The organism is Streptomyces sp. NPDC006309, from assembly GCF_040613095.1.
GTDB lineage: Bacteria > Actinomycetota > Actinomycetes > Streptomycetales > Streptomycetaceae > Streptomyces.
Genome location: NZ_JBEXRO010000008.1, coordinates 176,452 through 192,281, shown reverse-complemented (window position 1 = coordinate 192,281; position 15,830 = coordinate 176,452). Strand labels below are relative to the sequence as shown.

15 protein-coding genes and 1 riboswitch are annotated in these 15,830 nt (G+C 74.6%); of the genes, 4 read left to right on the top strand and 11 right to left on the bottom strand.

Translation table 11 applies throughout. From position 1 onward, the window contains the following. Window positions 1-20: 20 nt before the first annotated feature. Window positions 21-1,745 carry a LuxR C-terminal-related transcriptional regulator gene (locus ABZ117_RS14235; protein ID WP_356820522.1) on the bottom strand — a complete coding sequence of 575 codons (1,725 nt, stop codon included), beginning with the start codon at window positions 1,743-1,745 and terminating at the stop codon, window positions 21-23. 95 nt (window positions 1,746-1,840) lie between these two features. On the opposite strand from ABZ117_RS14235, the gene ABZ117_RS14230 reads away from it, so the two are divergent. Further along, the gene (locus tag ABZ117_RS14230) at window positions 1,841-2,926 is read left to right on the top strand and encodes a M12 family metallopeptidase (protein ID WP_356820520.1); all 1,086 of its coding nucleotides are present in this window, start codon (window positions 1,841-1,843) and stop codon (window positions 2,924-2,926) included. A 354-nt stretch (window positions 2,927-3,280) separates the two neighbouring features. Here ABZ117_RS14230 and ABZ117_RS14225 read toward each other — a convergent pair whose 3' ends face one another. The 10 genes from ABZ117_RS14225 to ABZ117_RS14180 all read right to left on the bottom strand — a co-directional run bounded on the left by ABZ117_RS14225 (window position 3,281) and on the right by ABZ117_RS14180 (window position 12,657). Further along, window positions 3,281-4,390 carry an LLM class flavin-dependent oxidoreductase gene (locus tag ABZ117_RS14225; protein ID WP_356820518.1) on the bottom strand — a complete coding sequence of 370 codons (1,110 nt, stop codon included), beginning with the start codon at window positions 4,388-4,390 and terminating at the stop codon, window positions 3,281-3,283. After that, on the bottom strand, window positions 4,387-5,766 hold the full coding sequence (locus tag ABZ117_RS14220; protein ID WP_356820516.1) for an NtaA/DmoA family FMN-dependent monooxygenase: 1,380 nt from the start codon (window positions 5,764-5,766) through the stop codon (window positions 4,387-4,389). The genes ABZ117_RS14225 and ABZ117_RS14220 overlap by 4 nt, the downstream gene beginning before the upstream one ends. A gap of 18 nt (window positions 5,767-5,784) precedes the next feature. Beyond that, window positions 5,785-6,993 (bottom strand): LLM class flavin-dependent oxidoreductase, encoded by a 1,209-nt coding sequence (locus tag ABZ117_RS14215; RefSeq protein WP_356820514.1) that lies wholly within the window; start codon window positions 6,991-6,993, stop codon window positions 5,785-5,787. A 237-nt stretch (window positions 6,994-7,230) separates the two neighbouring features. Then, window positions 7,231-8,043: a GNAT family N-acetyltransferase gene (locus ABZ117_RS14210; RefSeq protein WP_356820512.1), complete on the bottom strand. Its 813-nt coding sequence runs from the start codon at window positions 8,041-8,043 to the stop codon at window positions 7,231-7,233. A 45-nt stretch (window positions 8,044-8,088) separates the two neighbouring features. Then, window positions 8,089-9,105, bottom strand: coding sequence for an ABC transporter substrate-binding protein (locus ABZ117_RS14205; RefSeq protein WP_356820510.1), 1,017 nt, complete (start codon window positions 9,103-9,105; stop codon window positions 8,089-8,091). A 95-nt stretch (window positions 9,106-9,200) separates the two neighbouring features. Next, complete coding sequence (locus ABZ117_RS14200; RefSeq protein WP_356820508.1) at window positions 9,201-9,992, bottom strand: amino acid ABC transporter ATP-binding protein; 792 nt, start codon at window positions 9,990-9,992, stop codon at window positions 9,201-9,203. Continuing rightward, on the bottom strand, window positions 9,989-10,972 hold the full coding sequence (locus tag ABZ117_RS14195) for an amino acid ABC transporter permease (RefSeq protein ID WP_356820506.1): 984 nt from the start codon (window positions 10,970-10,972) through the stop codon (window positions 9,989-9,991). The genes ABZ117_RS14200 and ABZ117_RS14195 overlap by 4 nt, the downstream gene beginning before the upstream one ends. 170 nt (window positions 10,973-11,142) lie before the next feature. Further along, window positions 11,143-11,292 (bottom strand): hypothetical protein, encoded by a 150-nt coding sequence (locus ABZ117_RS14190; RefSeq protein WP_356820504.1) that lies wholly within the window; start codon window positions 11,290-11,292, stop codon window positions 11,143-11,145. 31 nt (window positions 11,293-11,323) lie between these two features. After that, a riboswitch (SAM riboswitch) is annotated at window positions 11,324-11,434 on the bottom strand. Between the two features lie 77 nt (window positions 11,435-11,511). Further along, entirely contained in the window at window positions 11,512-12,417 is a 906-nt protein-coding gene (locus ABZ117_RS14185) for a glutathione S-transferase C-terminal domain-containing protein (RefSeq protein ID WP_356820503.1), read from the bottom strand. A gap of 117 nt (window positions 12,418-12,534) precedes the next feature. Next, a complete protein-coding gene (locus ABZ117_RS14180; RefSeq protein WP_356820501.1) occupies window positions 12,535-12,657 on the bottom strand; it encodes a putative leader peptide in 123 nt (40 codons plus the stop codon). 184 nt (window positions 12,658-12,841) lie between these two features. On the opposite strand from ABZ117_RS14180, the gene ABZ117_RS14175 reads away from it, so the two are divergent. From ABZ117_RS14175 to ABZ117_RS14165, 3 genes are read left to right on the top strand one after another with little or no spacing between them, the layout of a single operon-like run. Next, on the top strand, window positions 12,842-14,014 hold the full coding sequence (locus tag ABZ117_RS14175; protein WP_356820499.1) for an FAD-binding oxidoreductase: 1,173 nt from the start codon (window positions 12,842-12,844) through the stop codon (window positions 14,012-14,014). Next, window positions 14,011-14,358 carry a (2Fe-2S)-binding protein gene (locus ABZ117_RS14170; protein WP_356820610.1) on the top strand — a complete coding sequence of 116 codons (348 nt, stop codon included), beginning with the start codon at window positions 14,011-14,013 and terminating at the stop codon, window positions 14,356-14,358. Before ABZ117_RS14175 ends, ABZ117_RS14170 begins: the two co-directional genes overlap by 4 nt. Next, on the top strand, window positions 14,351-15,766 hold the full coding sequence (locus ABZ117_RS14165; protein WP_356820497.1) for an FAD-dependent oxidoreductase: 1,416 nt from the start codon (window positions 14,351-14,353) through the stop codon (window positions 15,764-15,766). The genes ABZ117_RS14170 and ABZ117_RS14165 overlap by 8 nt, the downstream gene beginning before the upstream one ends. Window positions 15,767-15,830: the final 64 nt, after the last annotated feature.

The following is a 15,830-nucleotide window of genomic DNA, read 5'->3' as shown; positions in this document are numbered from 1 at the left end:
AGACGGTGCGCGGGCGCGCCCTACGCCGTCTCCCGCTCGGGCACGTCCACCAGCCAGGGCAGGGTGCCGCGGCCCGCCGTGCCCAGCCGGGTGTAGGCGCCGTACAGGTGGTTGCCCACCGTCCGCACGGACAGGGTCAGCTTCTCGGCGATCTCCCGGTTGCTCAGCCCCGCCGCCGCCAGTGCGACGATCTGCCGTTGCCGCGCGGTGAGTTCGCCGAGGAGGAGCCCGGTCAGGGCGGGCGTGCGGGCCCCCTCGCAGCGGCGGGCCAGGGCCACGGCCCGGATGCGGGACAGCCGCGCGGCACGTGGGTCACGGTGGGCCCGTGCGGCCTGGGCGTGGGCCTCCGCCGCGTACAGCAGGAATCCCCGCCCCGCGAGCGCCTGCGCGGCCCGGTCCAGCGCGGTCCCGTCGCCGCGGGCCAGTGCCTCGGCGTGCCGGGCGAACACACTGCCGGCCGGCAGCCGTCCGACGGCCTCCCGGGGAGCGCCGAGGCGTACGGCGCCGTAGAGCGCGTGGACGTCGTCGGGGTCGGCCGTCTCGCCCGGCTCCCCTTCCGCCAGGGCCAGTTCCGTCCGGCACCCGGTGTCCCCGGGCGCCTCCCGCAGCCCCTCCCTGGCCCAGGCCGCCGCCTCGCGCAGCTCGCCCCGCAGCCGCGCGAACCGGGCGCGGACCGCGGCGTACCCGGCGGGCAGCGGACCGCCCTCCGCCACCAGCCACTCCCCCACCGGAGTCGGCACCGTCCGTACGTCCAGCCGCTCCAACCGGCCGGCGAGGAGCCGCTGTTCGGCGGCGAGCGCCGGTCCGTACGCGAAGGGCGCGCGGCCCAGCCGGCGGGCCCGCAGCCGGCCGGCCGCGGCGCGCAGCACGGGGCCGTGCAGGGGGTGGGCGAGGGTGACGGCTCCCTGGTCGTCCACGTCGACGAGGCCGTCCGCCTCCAGGCGTTCGAGGGCGTCCAGGTCCAGCCCGTCCGCCGGCAGCGGCCGGGGTTCGGCGAACGCCAGGCGCTCCAGGGCGTCACGCTCACCCGGGCCGGTCCGCTCCAGGGCCGGGGCGAGCCGCTCCCGGACGGCCGGGGTGACCGGTGGCGCGCCCCGCCAGGCCCGCTCGCCGGTGCCCGGGACGGGCGTCAGCCGTCCGGACGCGTCGAGCCCGGTCACCAGGTCGCGCAGCAGCCGCAGATCACTCCGGCACGCCCGGTGCAGCCGGCCCACGGTCAGCGGTTCCAGCGCGGCGCCCGCGAGCAGCCGGGCGGTGTCCTCCCGGGACAGCGGGGCGAGGGCCAGCCGGGGCAGCAGCTCCCCGGTCCACAGCCGGGACACCGCGCCCGGAGCGGGCACCTCGTCGGCGGCGGCCACGAGCAGGCGGGTGCGCCCGTGCACGGCGAGCTGGTGGACCAGGGCGGCGGAGGCCTCGTCCAGCAGCTGGGCGTCGTCCACGATGAGCAGGCGTACCCCGGACAGGGCGCGGACCGCCTGGTGCAGCGAGAGGGTGCCGGGGAGCAGCGGGGCGAAGGCGCCGAAGGGCAGGCCGCGGGCCTCGGGGGTACCCGTCACCCGGGCGTGGTCCGTGCCCCGCACCGCCTCCGTGATGAGCCGGGTCTTGCCGCGGCCGGCCGGTCCGGTCACCACGATGCCGGGCCGGCCGGCGGCCGACGCCCCGCGCACCAGCTCCAGTTCGTCCGTCCGGCCCGTGAACGGCCAGGGCGGTGCGGGCGTGCTCGCGTCCTGCTCGTCAGTTCTCACGTCATACTGAGCGCGCGTACTCAGCTTTGATACAGGGTGACTTGAGTAGCCCCCGACTCAGGCGTGCGGCCCGGGCGGTGCGGCACGCTGGCCGCATGACCCGACGCCTCTGCTCGCTTCCGCGGCAGCCGGCCCCGTCTTTCGCACCGGGGCTGACCGCCGGGCGGCTGGGCGCGCTGCTCGCCGGGCGGCGGATGTGGGTCAACGGCACCGTCCTGCACTACTGCTTCCTGGACACCCGCTGCGACGCCTCGGTGATCCCGGTCCCCGGGACCGGCGAGCTGCGCCGGGTGCCGTGGGCGGGCGGCGCGGAGCAGCGGGACGTGGTCCGCGGGTGTTTCCGCGAGTGGCAGGACCTCGGCATCGGCGTCACGTTCACCGAGGTCGGCGACCGTCATGAGGCGGAGCTGCGGATCGGGTTCCAGGCCGGTGCCGGTTCCTGGTCGGCGGTCGGCCGGGAGGCGCTGTCGGCCGGGCGCGGTGAGCGCACCGTCAACCTCGGCTGGGACGTGACCGCGCCCGGGGAGCGCGGGACGGTCCTGCACCAGATCGGACACGCGCTCGGCATGGTGCACGAGCACCAGAGCCCGTTCGCCGGGCTCCACTGGGACGACGAGGCCGTGTACGCCGAACTGGCGGGCCCGCCGAACTTCTGGAGCCGGGAGACGACGTACACGAACGTACTGCGCCGGCTGGACGCCTGCGCGGCGGACGGCTCGGTGTGGGATCCGCAGTCGGTCATGACGCTGCCGATCGGGCCGGGGCTGGTGCTGGAGCCGGAGCAGTACCGCGGGGGGCTGCGCCCGCCCTGCTCGCCGTCCCCGGCCGACAAGGAGTTCGTGCTGCGCTGGTACCCGCCCACCGGGCTGTCCGAGCCGGCCGCGCTGGTGCCGTTCCGGTCCGCGCCGCTCGGGCTGGGGCCCGGCGGGCAGGCCGACTTCACCGTCGAGCCGCCGGAGACCCGCGAGTACACCGTGGGAGCCTTCGGCGACGCCGACACCGTGCTGGTGGTCTTCGAGGAGCGTGACGGGGAACCGCGCTTCCTCGCGGGGCACGACGACGGCGGCACGCCGGACAACGCCGCCGTCCGGGTCCGGCTCGTCAGGGGCCGCCGCTACACCGTCCGGGTCCGCCTGTACTCCACCTGGGGTTCGGGAGAGACGGCCGTCATGTGCTGGTGACGGGACCCGGGCGGCACACCGCCACAGTCCGGCGCCGGGGGAACGGCCGCGGACGTCACCCACGGGGGAGGTGACGTCCGCGGCCACGCCGCCGCCCGTACCGCGAACGCCCTGTGTCCGGGCACGAAGGCGGTGTGTCCGCGCGACGCGCGTGTTTCCGTCGTGCGAACGGTTGCACCGGTACGGCGGCGGGGGTGTCCGGGCGTGTGAGCATGACCGCATGCTCCCGGGAGAGGACCGTGCCGACCGGCGGGTGCCGGCGGTCTGTCCGGCCGCAGGGGTGACCACCCTGCTGGACCAGTCGGTCCTCGACACCGCCGTCCCGGCCCTGCGCCAGTCGCTGTCGGCGGGACCTCAGCGGTCGGCGGGCACGGGATCGGGCACGGACTCGGCCGCCGGGCCGGGCGCGGGCAGCACCGGTGCCCACGGGAACGGCGGGTCAGGGATGTCCCGGCGCAGCACCGGCGCCACCTCCGACTGGAACAGCTCCAGCGAGTCCCGGTGCCGGCCGCCGGGCAGTCCCCCGGCGTCCGCCTGCACGTGGAGCACGCTGTGCCCGAACTGTTCGTGGTAGCGGTGGACCTTGTCGATGACCTGTTCGGGGCTGCCGATCAGGGCGGAGGTGCGCGCCACGAAGTCCTCCAGCGTGTCGAACAGCACGGGCAGGCCGGCGTCACGGTGGAAGGCCAGGTTGCTCTCGAACACCGGGCGGTAGAGGTCCAGCGCCTCCTGCGAGGTGCGGGTGACGCACAGGCCGGCCGAGCCGGCGCCGACCGCGATGCCGGCCGGGTCGCGGCCGTAGTGCTCCCAGCGTTCCCGGTAGTGGCGGACCAGCTCGGCGTACGGCTCGATCGGGTGGGTGACGTTCGCCGAGAACAGCGGGGCGCCGTACCGGGCGGCGAGGTCCACGGACTCCTTGCTGGTGGCGCTGCCGTGCCAGACGCGGACGGGCCGCTGGTACGGCCGCGGCCACACCTCGGCGTCCTTCAGCGGCGGCCGGAAGCGGGTGTCGGCGGTCACCCGGTCCTGCCGCCAGATCCGCCGGAACACTTCGTGGCTCTCGGCGTTGCGCTCCCACTGGTCCTCGGGGGTGACCTGGAACAATTCCCGCTGGGCGGTGCCGTTGCCCTTGCCGATGATGAGGTCGAGCCGGCCGCCGGACAGGTGGTCCAGCGTCGCGTAGTCCTCGTAGGCCCGGACCGGGTCGAGCAGGCTGAGCGTGGTGACGGCGGTGAAGAGCCGGATGCGCCGGGTGAGCGCGGCGACATGGCTCAGCACGACCGTCGGCGCGGAGGAGAGGAACGGCCGCTCGTGCCGCTCCCCCACGCCGAACCCGTCGAAGCCCAGCTCCTCCGCCAGCACCGCGCTGTCGAGGACCTCCCGGAACCGGTCGTACGTCGGTTTCCGCACGCCCGTGACCGGGTCCGGCCGGTGCACGATCAGGGTGATCGCGAGGAACCTCACGACGCGGCCCGCTCGGCCGGGACACCGGCGGCGTCGGGGTGGGCGAGTCCCAGGTGGTCGCGCAGGGTCGTGCCCTCGTAGTCGGTGCGGAACACGCCCTGTTCCTGGAGCAGCGGGACCACCTTGTCGGCGAACGGGTCGAGTCCGCCGGGCGTGATGTGCGGGACGAGGATGAACCCGTCGGAGGCGTCGGCCTGCACGAAGTCGTTGATGGTCCGGGCGACGGTGGCCGGGGTGCCGACGAAGGTCTGCCGGTTGCCGGTGTTGATCACCAGGTCCCGGATGGACCACTTGTTGGCCTCGGCGAGCTGCCGCCACTCCCGCGCGATGGCGATCGGGTCGCGGTACATCCGCACCTGGGCGCGGCCACGGGAGATGTGCTCCTCGTCGACCACAGGGTCGACGTCGGGCAGCGGGCCCTCCGGGTCGTACGCCGACAGGTCACGGTTCCAGACGAACTCCAGGTGCTTGACGGCGGTGGCGCCGCTGACCTGCTGCCGGCGGACCTCGCGCGCGAGTTCGGCGGCCTCCTGGTCGGTGTCGCCGAGGACGAAGGTCGCGGCGGGCAGGATGAGCAGCTGGTCGGGGCGGCGGCCGTACGCGGCGAGGCGGGACTTGACGTCGGTGTAGAAGGCCTGTCCCTCCTTCAGCGTGGCGTAGCGGCTGAAGATGGCGTCGGCGGTGGAGGCGGCGAACTCGCGGCCCTCGTCGGAGTCGCCCGCCTGGAAGATGACGGGGCGGCCCTGCGGGGAGCGCGGCACGTTGAACCGGCCGTGGATGTCGAAGTGCTGTCCCTGGTGGACGAAGGCGCCGGCCGCGGCGTCCTTCAGGAAGGTGCCGGTGGCCTGGTCGGCGAGGATCTCGTCGCCGTGCCAGGAGTCGAAGAGTTCCTGGGTGGTGGCGAGGAACTCCTTGGCGCGGGAGTAGCGCTCCTCCTGCGGCAGGAAGCCGCCGCGGCGGAAGTTCTCGCCGGTGAAGGCGTCCCAGGAGGTGACGACGTTCCACGCGGAGCGGCCGTCGGAGAGGTGGTCGAGGCTGGCGAACTGGCGGGCCACCTCGTAGGGCTCGTTGAAGGTGGAGTTGATGGTGCCGGTCAGGCCGAGCCGGTCGGTGACGGCGGCGAGCGCGGCCAGCACGGTGAAGGTGTCGGGGCGGCCGACCACGTCCAGGTCGTAGATCTTGCCGCCCTGTTCGCGCAGCCTGAGCCCCTCGGCGAGGAACAGGAAGTCGAACTTGGCGCGTTCGGCGGTCTTCGCGAAGTGCACGAACGACTCGAACTCGATGTGGCTGCCGGCTGCCGGGTCGCTCCACACGGTGGTGTTGTTGACCCCGGGGAAGTGGGCGGCCAGGTGGATCTGCTTCAGCGGCTTGCTCATGGGGGCGGTCCTCCTGGCTCAGGCGGTGGCTGCGGCGTAGCGGTTGGCGGGGCGGGCGAGGCCGAGGTGGCCGCGCAGGGTGCCGGCCTCGTAGGCGTCCCGGAAGCGGTGGCGGCGCTGGAGCTCGGGCACCAGCTCGCGGCTGATGCGCGGCAGGTCGTGGCCGGCGACCGCGGGGCGCAGCCGGAACCCGGTCAGCCCGCCGGCCGCCAGCTCCTCCAGCAGGTCGGCCAGTTGGGCGGCCGTCCCGGTGAAGACGCGGGCGTCGCTGGTGTACGGCTCACCGGCGAGGGCGTCGAGGCGGCCGAGGCGCGCCTCGGCCTCGGCCTGGCTGTCGTCGAGGAGGACGAAGAGGTCACCGAAGACGTGGAGGGTGTCCCCGGCGCGGCCCGCCGCCTCCTGCTCGGCACGGATCTCCGCGACGATCGCGCGGGCGTGTGCCGCGTCGCGCGGGGTGACGTAGCCGATGTCGGCCTGGCGGGCGACGAGCCGGTAGGGGACGGTCTGGTGGGCGAGGGCGGTGACCAGCGGCTGGCCCTGCGGCGGGCGGGGGGTGATGGAGGGGCCCTTGACCTTGAAGAAGCGGCCCTCGAAGTCGATGTAGTGCAGCTTGTCCCGGTCGATGAAGCGGCCGGTGGCCGCGTCCCGGATCTCGGCGTCGTCCTCCCAGCTGTCCCAGAGCCGGCGCACCACTTCCACGTGGTCGGCGGCCTCGTCGAACAGGCCGCTGATCAGTTCCTGCGCGCCCGGGCTGTCGAAGCCGGTGATCCGGGGGACCGTACGGCGGCCGAAGTGGGCGGCCTCGTTCGGGCGGGCGGTGATCTGCACGCGCAGGCCGGCGCGTCCGGCGCTGACGTAGTCGAGGGTGGCGATGGCCTTGGAGATGTGGAACGGCTCGGTGTGTGTGGCCACCACGGTCGGGACCAGGCCTATGTGCCGGGTGAGCGGGGCGACGCGGGAGGCGACGAGGACCGCGTCGAGGCGGCCGCGGACCCGGTCGGTGCGCTCGTCGGGTGCCAGGAGCTGGTCGGACTGCGGGCCGAGGCCGTCCTCCAGGGTGACGAAGTCGAGCAGGCCGCGTTCGGCCTCGGCGACCAGGCCGGCCCAGTAGCCGGCGGTGAACAGGTCGCGGGGGCGGGCGGCCGGCTCGCGCCAGGACGCGGGGTGCCAGCCGGTGCCGTCCAGGGCGACGGCGAGATGCAGGTGTGCGGAGGGGGTCGAGGACACGTCGGTGCCTTCCTTGATGTCCGTACGAGAGGGCCGGCTCGCGGGCAGGGTGCGGCGAGGGGCGAGCGCGGCAGGAGGAGAACCGGGCCGGGGAGGCCGGGGGCTGGGGTCAGCGGCGACAGAGCGCGGCGGACACGCGCTGGAGGTCGATGTGCGGCCGGGAGTGCAGACGGACGGAGCGGTAGGGGTGCGGGAGGCACAGCGGGCGCTGCCGCGGTCGTACGGGCGTCACGGCCGTCATCTCCCTCCGGCTGGCGAGGCGGGCCCGATCGGCGTCCGCCCGGCGGATCTCGTCAGGACGCTCAACGCCCGGCCGGGGGCGGTTGTTCCCGGGGTGCGCAGGTGCGCGACGCGGGAGCGGCGGCGCAGGGTGAAGCCGATCGACTCGTACAGCCGGATCGCGGGCGTGTTGCCGGCGGCGGCGTGCAGGAACGGGGTGTCCCCGCGGTCCCGGATGCCCGCGGCGACCGCCCGCACCAGCCGGGTCGCCAGTCCCCGGCCGCGGTGCGCGGGGTCGGTGCACACGGCGCTGATCTCCGTCCAGCCGGGCAGCCGCAGCCGCTCCCCGGCCATGGCGACCAGCCTGCCGCGGTGCCGGATGCCGAGATAGCTGCCCAGCTCGACGGTCCGGGTGAGGAACGGGCCCGGCCGGGTGCGGGCGACCAGATCGAGGATCTCGGGCAGGTCGGCGGGGCCCAACAGGACGGCTTCCGGGGCAGGTTCGGCGCGCAGCGCGGTGTCGACGAGCTGGACGCCCTCCCCCTCGGCGAGCAGCTCCCAGCCGTCCGGCACCCGGCCGACGGGCTTGACCCGTACCGTGGCCGAGGGTCCGGCCAGGGTGTGCAGGTCGGCCCAGGCGGCCGGGTCCGCCGGGTCGGCGAGGGCGGCGAAGGCGTACAGGTCCGCCCGGTAGCGGGCCGCGCGCCCGTACCGTTCGGCGAGGTGCGCGTGGGGGCCGTCGAGCGCGGCCCAGACGGCGTTGTCCAGCGGACTGCCGCCGGGCGGGGCGGTCGGGGCGCCGCCCGCGCGCACGTCGTTCGGGTGTGCCACGGAAGGCGGGGTCCTCTCTTCTTCCGGCGGGTAGGGGGGTCGGGGTCAGGAATTGGTCAGCGGCAGCCCGGGCGGGTTGACCTCGGACCTGGCGACGGCCTCGTTGGAAAGGTTGTAGGCGGCCAGCCACTTGGCGTACTGCCCGTGCTCGATGAGGTGGTTGACGGCGTCCGCGAGCGGCTTGGCGAGCCCGCTTTCCTTCTTGGCGGTGGCGGCGATCAGGCCCTGGAGCGTCTCGCCGGCGCCGGAGAAGGTGCCCGCGTTGCGGGTCGGGCTGGGCGTGTTCGCGGTCTGCCTGGCCCGGTAGGCCACGGAGGGGTTGGGGCCGAGGAAGGCGTCGATCTTGCCGCTGCTGAGCGCCAGGTTGGTGGCGTTCTGGTCCGGGAAGTACTTGACGGTGAGCTTCTTGCCCTCCTTGGCCAGCCGCGTCTTCCACTCCAGGAGGATCTTCTCCTGGTTGGTGCCCGCGCCCACGGAGACCGTCCTGCCCGCGAGGTTCTCGTAGTCGCCGCCGAAGTTCCAGGTGCTCTTCTTCAGCACCTCGAAGGCGAGGTTGTCCTTGCGGTAGGAGGCGAACTCGTACTTCTTCTTGCGTTCCTCGGTGTCGGTGACGTTGGAGATGGCCACGTCGACCTTGCCGCTGTCGACGCCGACGAAGAGGTTCTCCCAGGTGAAGTTCCTGATCTCGGGCTTGAGTCCGAGCACCGCGGCGACCAGGCGGCCGAAGTCGGGCTCGGAGCCGGTGAGGGTCTTCTGGTCGGTGCCGGTGAAGTCGAGCGGCGCGGATCCGGCCGGCAGGCCGCCGACGCCGATGACGAGCTTGCCGCTCCTGCGGACGGACGCGGGCAGTTCGGCACGGATGGACTTCACCTCGGAGACCTTCAGCGTGGTCTCCTTGGCGGCCCCGTTGGACAGCCGTCCGACGGTGACCGTTCCCGCGGCATCGGTGGTGGCGGCCTCGCTGTCGCCCCCGCAGGCGGCGAGCCCGGTGGCGAGGGTGGCGACGGCGGTCGCCGCGGTGATGCCCCGGATCAGGCTGCGTCGGGAGAGGTGGGTAGGCATGGCGTGGCTGTCCTTGTCTCGCTTGTCTCGCTGATGACGGTGGTGGGAGTGGTGCCGTGGGGGGAGGTCGTGGGTGCGCCGCCGGAGGGCGGGGGTCAGAGCACCTTGGCGAGGAAGTCCCGGGTCCGTTCGTGGCGGGGCCGGTCCAGCACCTCGCCGGGCGGGCCCTGTTCGACGATCCGGCCGCCGTCGATGAAGACGACCCGGTCGGCGACCTCGCGGGCGAAGCCGATCTCGTGGGTGACGATGACCAGGGTGGTGCCGCTGGTCGCAAGGTCCTTGATGACGGCCAGTACCTCGCCGACGAGTTCGGGGTCGAGCGCCGAGGTCGGCTCGTCGAAGAGGATCACCCCGGGCCGCAGGGCGAGGGCGCGGGCGATGGCGACGCGCTGCTGCTGGCCGCCGGACAACTGCCGGGGGTAGGCGCCGGTCCGGTCGCCGAGGCCCACGCGGGTGAGCAGCTCGCGGGCGAGTTCGCGGGCCGCCGGCCTGGTCAGTTTCCCGGTGGCGACGGGAGCGGCGGCGACGTTGTCGAGGACGGTCAGGTGCGGGAACAGGTTGAAGTTCTGGAAGACGAAGCCGATGCGGCTGCGCTGGGCGAGGATGGCGCGTTCGCTGAGTTCCTTCAGCCGTTCGCCGTGCCGCTTCACGCCGATCAGTTCGCCGCCCACGCTGACGTGGCCGATCTCGGGCTTCTCCAGGTGGTTGACGACCCTGAGGAGGGTCGACTTGCCGGAGCCGGACGGGCCGAGGATGACCGTGACCTCGCCGGGCCGGATGGTCAGGTCGATGCCGTCGAGGACGCGGTGGGCGCCGTACCACTTGTGGACGTCGTGCAGTTCGAGCGCGGCGGGGACGGCCTTGTCGAGGGTTTCGGCGGTGGTCATACGGCGGCCTCCCCGCGCAGCCGGGCCCGCAGGCCGGCCAGTGCGGCCCGGGCCCGCTGTGCCGGTGTCGGCGGCAGGGTGCGGGTGGCGCCCCGGGCGTAGTACCGCTCGACGTAGAACTGGACGACGGACACGGCGCTGGTCAGGATCAGGTACCAGACGGTGGCGACCAGCAGCAGCGGCACGACGTCGCCGGGGTAGGTGCTGCCCAGCGACTGCACCGAGCCGAACAGGTCGAGCAGGGACACGTAGAACACCAGGGACGTGCTCTTGACGAGGCCGATCAACTGGTTGACGTAGTTCGGGGTGATGGAGCGCAGGGCCTGCGGGAAGACGATCCGGCGGAACTGGTACCCCTTGGGCAGGCCGAGCGCGGCGGCGGCCTCGTGCTGGCCCTGGTCGACGGAGAGGATGCCGCCGCGGACCACCTCGGCCGCGTACGCCGCCTCGTTGAGGCTGAGGCCGACGACGGCGATCGTCATGTCGGTGGCCAGCCTGGACTCGTCGAAGCTGACGAAGGCCGGGCCGAACGGCACACCCAGGCTCAACGTCTTGTACAGGGCACTGAAGTTGTACAGGAAGATCAGCACCACGATCAGCGGCACGGACCGGAACAGCCAGGTGTACGTCCAGCTGACCGCGCGCAGCACCGGGCTGCCGGAGAGCCGGGCGAGCGCCAGCAGGACGCCGCCGAGGAGACCCAGCACGGCGCTGAGCGCGGCGACTTCGAGGGTGACGAGGAGTCCGTCGAGAACGGCGGGGCGCAGGAACCAGTAGCGGAACCGGTCCCACTGGTAGAAGGGGTTGGTGGCCAGCCCGTGCAGGATCTGCGTGACGAGCACGAGGACGACGGCGGTGACGATCCACCGGCCGGGCCGGCGCAGCGGCTGGACGCGTTGTGCGGTCAGCGGTCTTGGCGGGGCGTCGGTGGGTGGTGGCGCCTCGGCGAGGGAGAGGGCGGCGCCTGGGGGTTCACTCATGGCGGACTCCGGCGGGATCGGACACCCCGGGACGGCGGCGAGCGGGTGCGGGCCCCGACGGCACTGGGCGCGGGGCGGCGCACGGGAACGCGCGGAACCGGGAGCTGGGTGGACAACGGCACACCACGAGGACGGTGTGCGGCGGGAACGCGGGGGGCTGGGAGGAGGCGTCAGCCCCGGCAGCGGGCGAGGCCCGGCGCGGTACACAGTGCGCTGTTCACGCGGAGCAGGTCGACGGCGCGGTCGGCGACGAGGAGGCCGGCGAACGACGGTACGCAGCCCTGGGGGCGGCTGTCGGCCGTCCTGGGAGCTGCGTACATGGCGTCACCTGTCACTGTTCCGGCCCGTGTGGCCTCGCGCTTACCGAAAACGTCATCCGGTCCGGTCGTCACCTGGGGCACCCCACCGCGGTGCGAGGGTTGCCGGTCAGCGAGCCAGGGCTTGGCGCTGACACTCATGACCGTTCTGAGCGGTAAGTAAGGCAGTCGTCCGTTCGAATGTCAACGGCTGTCCGCGCACTGGACGCCAACAGCCCACGCTCACCTGCGAGAAGCGTCCGAGGTCTCCGCGGCGTGACCCGCCCAGTCCAGGATCTGGACGGCGGCTCCGGCGGCTTCCAGGCCCTGGCAGCGGCCGTGGTGGCGGCGGGCGATGCCGTCGAGGTCAAGGTGGCGGCCGAAGGCGGGCCGGGCGGTCAGGCGGCGGGCGTAGGCCCACAGCGCGCGGTGGCCGGCGATGCGGTGCACGGCGGCGGCGTCGAGGTGGCAGCGGTGGACGGTGTCCAGCTGCACGAGGGACACCCACAACTCGATGTCGGCGGCGGTCAGCCGGCCGTCGACCAGGTACTCCTCCCCGCTCAGCCTCCGTTCCAGCCGGTCCAGGGTGTCGAGCAGCACCTCCAGGGCGGCGGCCCGTTCGTCCGGGGCGGCACCGGCCCGGCCGGCGCGCTGCGCGGCCTCCTCGACCCCCTCGGCACACATCCGCTCCACGGCCTCGATCACGGACTCCAGGCCGCGGGGGTGGAGTCGGGCGTGGCCGGTGTGCCGGAAGCGGTCCAGGTCGCGGAAGCGGTCCAGGTCGCGCAGGATGTCCGGGGCGTGGGTGCTGACGATGCGCCCGGACCAGTCGTCGCTGAGCACGGGTGCGAGGGCCGGGCCGGTGTGGTGGTGGGCGCTCGCCTCGTACAGCGGGCGCAGCGCCGTGTGGCCGCCGCCGGGCTGGTCCGGGACGGCGGGCAGCAGGGTGACCGGACAGCTGGTGTCCAGTTCGAGCAGGCTGTGTCCGACGGCGAGGCGCAGCCCGTCGGGACAGGCGGTCGACAGGTGGAGCCGGTAGCGGTGCGGCACGGCGTAGTGGCCGCTGCGGGCGTCCCGGCCGATCCGGCCCCGGAAGAGGGGCGCGGCGCGGTGGACGGACGGCGCGGCGGCGAGCGGAGTGATGGACATGCGTCTCCCCGGGTGATGGGCGTGCGGACGGGTGCGCGGGCACGGGAGCGGCCGGGCGGTGGGCGTACGGCCGGACGGTGGGGGTACGGCCGCGCGGTGGGCGCGGAGGGGCCCGGCTCAGCGGTGGAGGCTGATCGCGCTACAGACCCGCAGCAGGTCGATGTGACGGCGGGAGGTGAGCAGGAGTGCGCGCGACGGCGTCCGGCCCGCTGGGCCGGTGACCGCTTCGAGGCGCGCCATGATTTCCTACCTGTTCACTAGGATTCCCTTCTTGGAGTGTCGATCCGCCGTCCCGCGGCGTCAAGGGGGCGTCCACACCCGGGACTCCGGGCGGGTGAGCTTGGGTCGACGAGGGCCGCCGAAGGCTGCGCGAGGTCTCTCGCGAGGTCTCCCCAGTGGCTGCGATATGTGACATAGTACTGCCGTGACGAAGCGACCGACCTGTGACGTCGTGGTCGTAGGAGCCGGGATGGTGGGTGCGGCCTGCGCGCTGTACGCCGCACGGGCCGGCCTCGACGTACGGCTGGTGGACCGGGGCGCGGTGGCCGGCGGCACCACCGGCGCCGGCGAGGGCAACGTGCTCGTCTCCGACAAGGAACCCGGCCCCGAACTGCGGCTCGCCCTGCTGTCGGCCGTGTTGTGGGCGGACCTGGCGCAGGAGCTGGGCACGGCGATCGAGTACGAGCCCAAGGGCGGCCTGGTGGTCGCCCGGACACCCCAAGCCCTGACCGCCCTGCGGGAGTTCGCCGCCGGACAGCGGGCCGCCTCGGTCACGGCCGTACCGGTCGACGCGGACGGGCTGCGCTGCCTCGAACCCCGGCTGGCGTCCGGCATGGCGGGCGGGGTCCACTATCCGCAGGACGCCCAGGTGATGCCCGCGCTGGCCGCCGCGCACCTGGTCCGTGCCTCCGGCGCCCGCCTGCACACGGACCGGACCGTGACCGGGGTACTGCGCGCGGCGGACGGCGCGGTGTACGGCGTGCGCACCGACCGGGGCGACATCCACGCGCCGGCGGTGGTGAACGCGGCCGGCACCTGGGGCGGTGACCTCGCGGCGCTCGCCGGTGTCCGGCTGCCGGTACTCCCCCGGCGCGGCTTCGTGCTGGTCACGGAGCCGCTGCCACCGCGCGTGATCCGGCACAAGGTGTACGCCGCGGACTACGTGGCCGACGTGGCGAGCGACTCGGCCGGCCTGCGCACCTCGCCGGTCGTGGAAGCGACGGCCGCAGGCCCGGTACTGATCGGCGCGAGCCGGGAACGGGTCGGTTTCGACCGTTCGCTGTCCCTGCCCGCGCTGCGGGCGCTCGCGGCGGGGGCCGTGGGACTGTTCCCGTTCCTGGCGCGGGTCCGCGCGCTGCGGACGTACGCGGGCTTCCGGCCGTACCTGCCCGACCACCTGCCGGCGATCGGCCCCGACCCGCGGGTGCCCGGCCTGTTCCACGCCTGCGGGCACGAGGGCGCCGGCATCGGGCTCGCCCCGGCCACCGGGCGGCTGGTCGCGCAGGCCCTCACCGGGACGGCATCGGAGCTGGACCTCACGCCGTTCCGGCCGGAACGGTTCGACACCGACGGAGGCGAGAACCCGTGCGTCCACTGAGACGGCATCCCGCAGACCCACCGGAGCCGGCCCCGGCCCGGCCGGACGGGGCCTTCACGGTCACCTTCGACGGCCGTCCCCTGCCGGCGCTGCCCGGGCAGACGGTCGCGGCGGCCCTGTGGGCGGCCGGCGTGACCGCCTGGCGTGACACCCGCGGCGCGGGCCGGCCCCGGGGAGTGTTCTGCGGGATCGGCGTGTGCTTCGACTGCCTGGTGAGCGTCGACGACCGCCCGAACCAGCGGGCCTGCCTGGTCCCGGTGCACCCGGGCGACGCCATCCGCACCCAGCCGGGGACGGGATGGGCCGACAGCCGGCCGCGGGACGCGGAGCCGGGCCATGAGTGAACGACCGACCCTCGCCATCGTCGGCGCGGGCCCGGCGGGCCTCGCCGCGGCCCTGGCCGCAGCCGCGCGCGGTGTACGGGTGACGCTCGTGGACGCGGGCGGCCGGGCCGGCGGACAGTTCTACCGGCAGCCCGCCCCGGCCCTCGCTCCCCGCCCGGCACACGCCCCGCATCCTCGGGGGCGCACCTGGGAACGGCTCAGGGACGGTCTCGCCCGGCACCGCGCGGCCGGCCGGATCACGCACCTGACGGATCACCATGTGTGGTGCGCGGTACGGGACGAGCCGTCCGGAACCTTCGCCGTGCACAGCCTGCTCGGCCCCGCACAGGAGGAGGGCCGCACCGTCCGCGCCGACGCCGTGCTCCTCGCCACCGGCGGCTACGAGCGGATCCTCCCCTTCCCCGGCTGGACGTTGCCCGGCGTGGTCACCGCGGGCGGCGCGCAGGCCATGCTCAAGGGCGCGCTGGTGCTGCCCGGCCGGACGGCCGTGATCGCGGGCACCGGGCCGCTGCTGCTGCCGGTGGCCACCGGGCTCGCCGCGGCCGGCGCCCGGGTCACGGCGCTGGTGGAGTCCGCCGGCCCCGGCGCGCTGCTGCGCACGGCGCCCGCCCTGGCCGCGCAGCCCGGCAGACTCGCCGAGGGCGCCGGGTACGCGGTACGGCTGCTCCGGCACGGGGTGCGCACGCTGACCCGGCACACCGTGGTGGAGGCGCACGGCACCGACCGGCTGGAGGCCGTGACGGTGGCCGCGCTCGACCGCGACGGGCACCCCCGGCCCGGCAGCGCGCGGCGCATCCCCTGCGACACCCTCGCCGTCGGTCACGGCATGCTGCCGCACACCGACCTCGCCGAGACCCTCGGCTGCACCCTGTCCGGCACGGGTGTCCGGGTCGACGAGGAGCAGCGCACCGACGTGCCCGGCGTCTGGGCGGCCGGGGAGGCGACCGGTGTCGGCGGGGCGGCCCTCGCGCTCGCCGAGGGCCACATCGCCGGCCGCTCGGCCGCCGCCCGCCTGTACGGCACCGCCCCCGACCCGCGCCGCTGGGCCGCCGCCGCCCGGGCCAGGACCCGGCTGCGGGCGTTCGCCACGGCGCTCGACGCGGTGTACGCCCCGCCGGCGGGCTGGGCGCAGGCGGTCACGGACGACACGGTGGTGTGCCGCTGCGAGGAGGTCACCGCCGGGGAGGTCCGGGAGGCCGTCGGCACGCTGGGCGCCGGTGACCTGCGCACCGTGAAGCTGCTCACCCGGGCCGGGATGGGCTGGTGCCAGGGCCGGATGTGCGCGCCCGGGGTGGCGGGGCTGGCCGGCTGCCCGCCGACCGCCGGACGCCGGCCGTTCGCCCGGCCGGTACCGCTCGGCGTGCTGGCCGCACTTCCGGGAACCGACGCCGGGGCCGGCACGGACTGAGCTAGGCGCCGCGGTTGTACCCGAGTCCCGTGGCCGCAGTTGTACCCGAGTCCCGTGGTCGCGG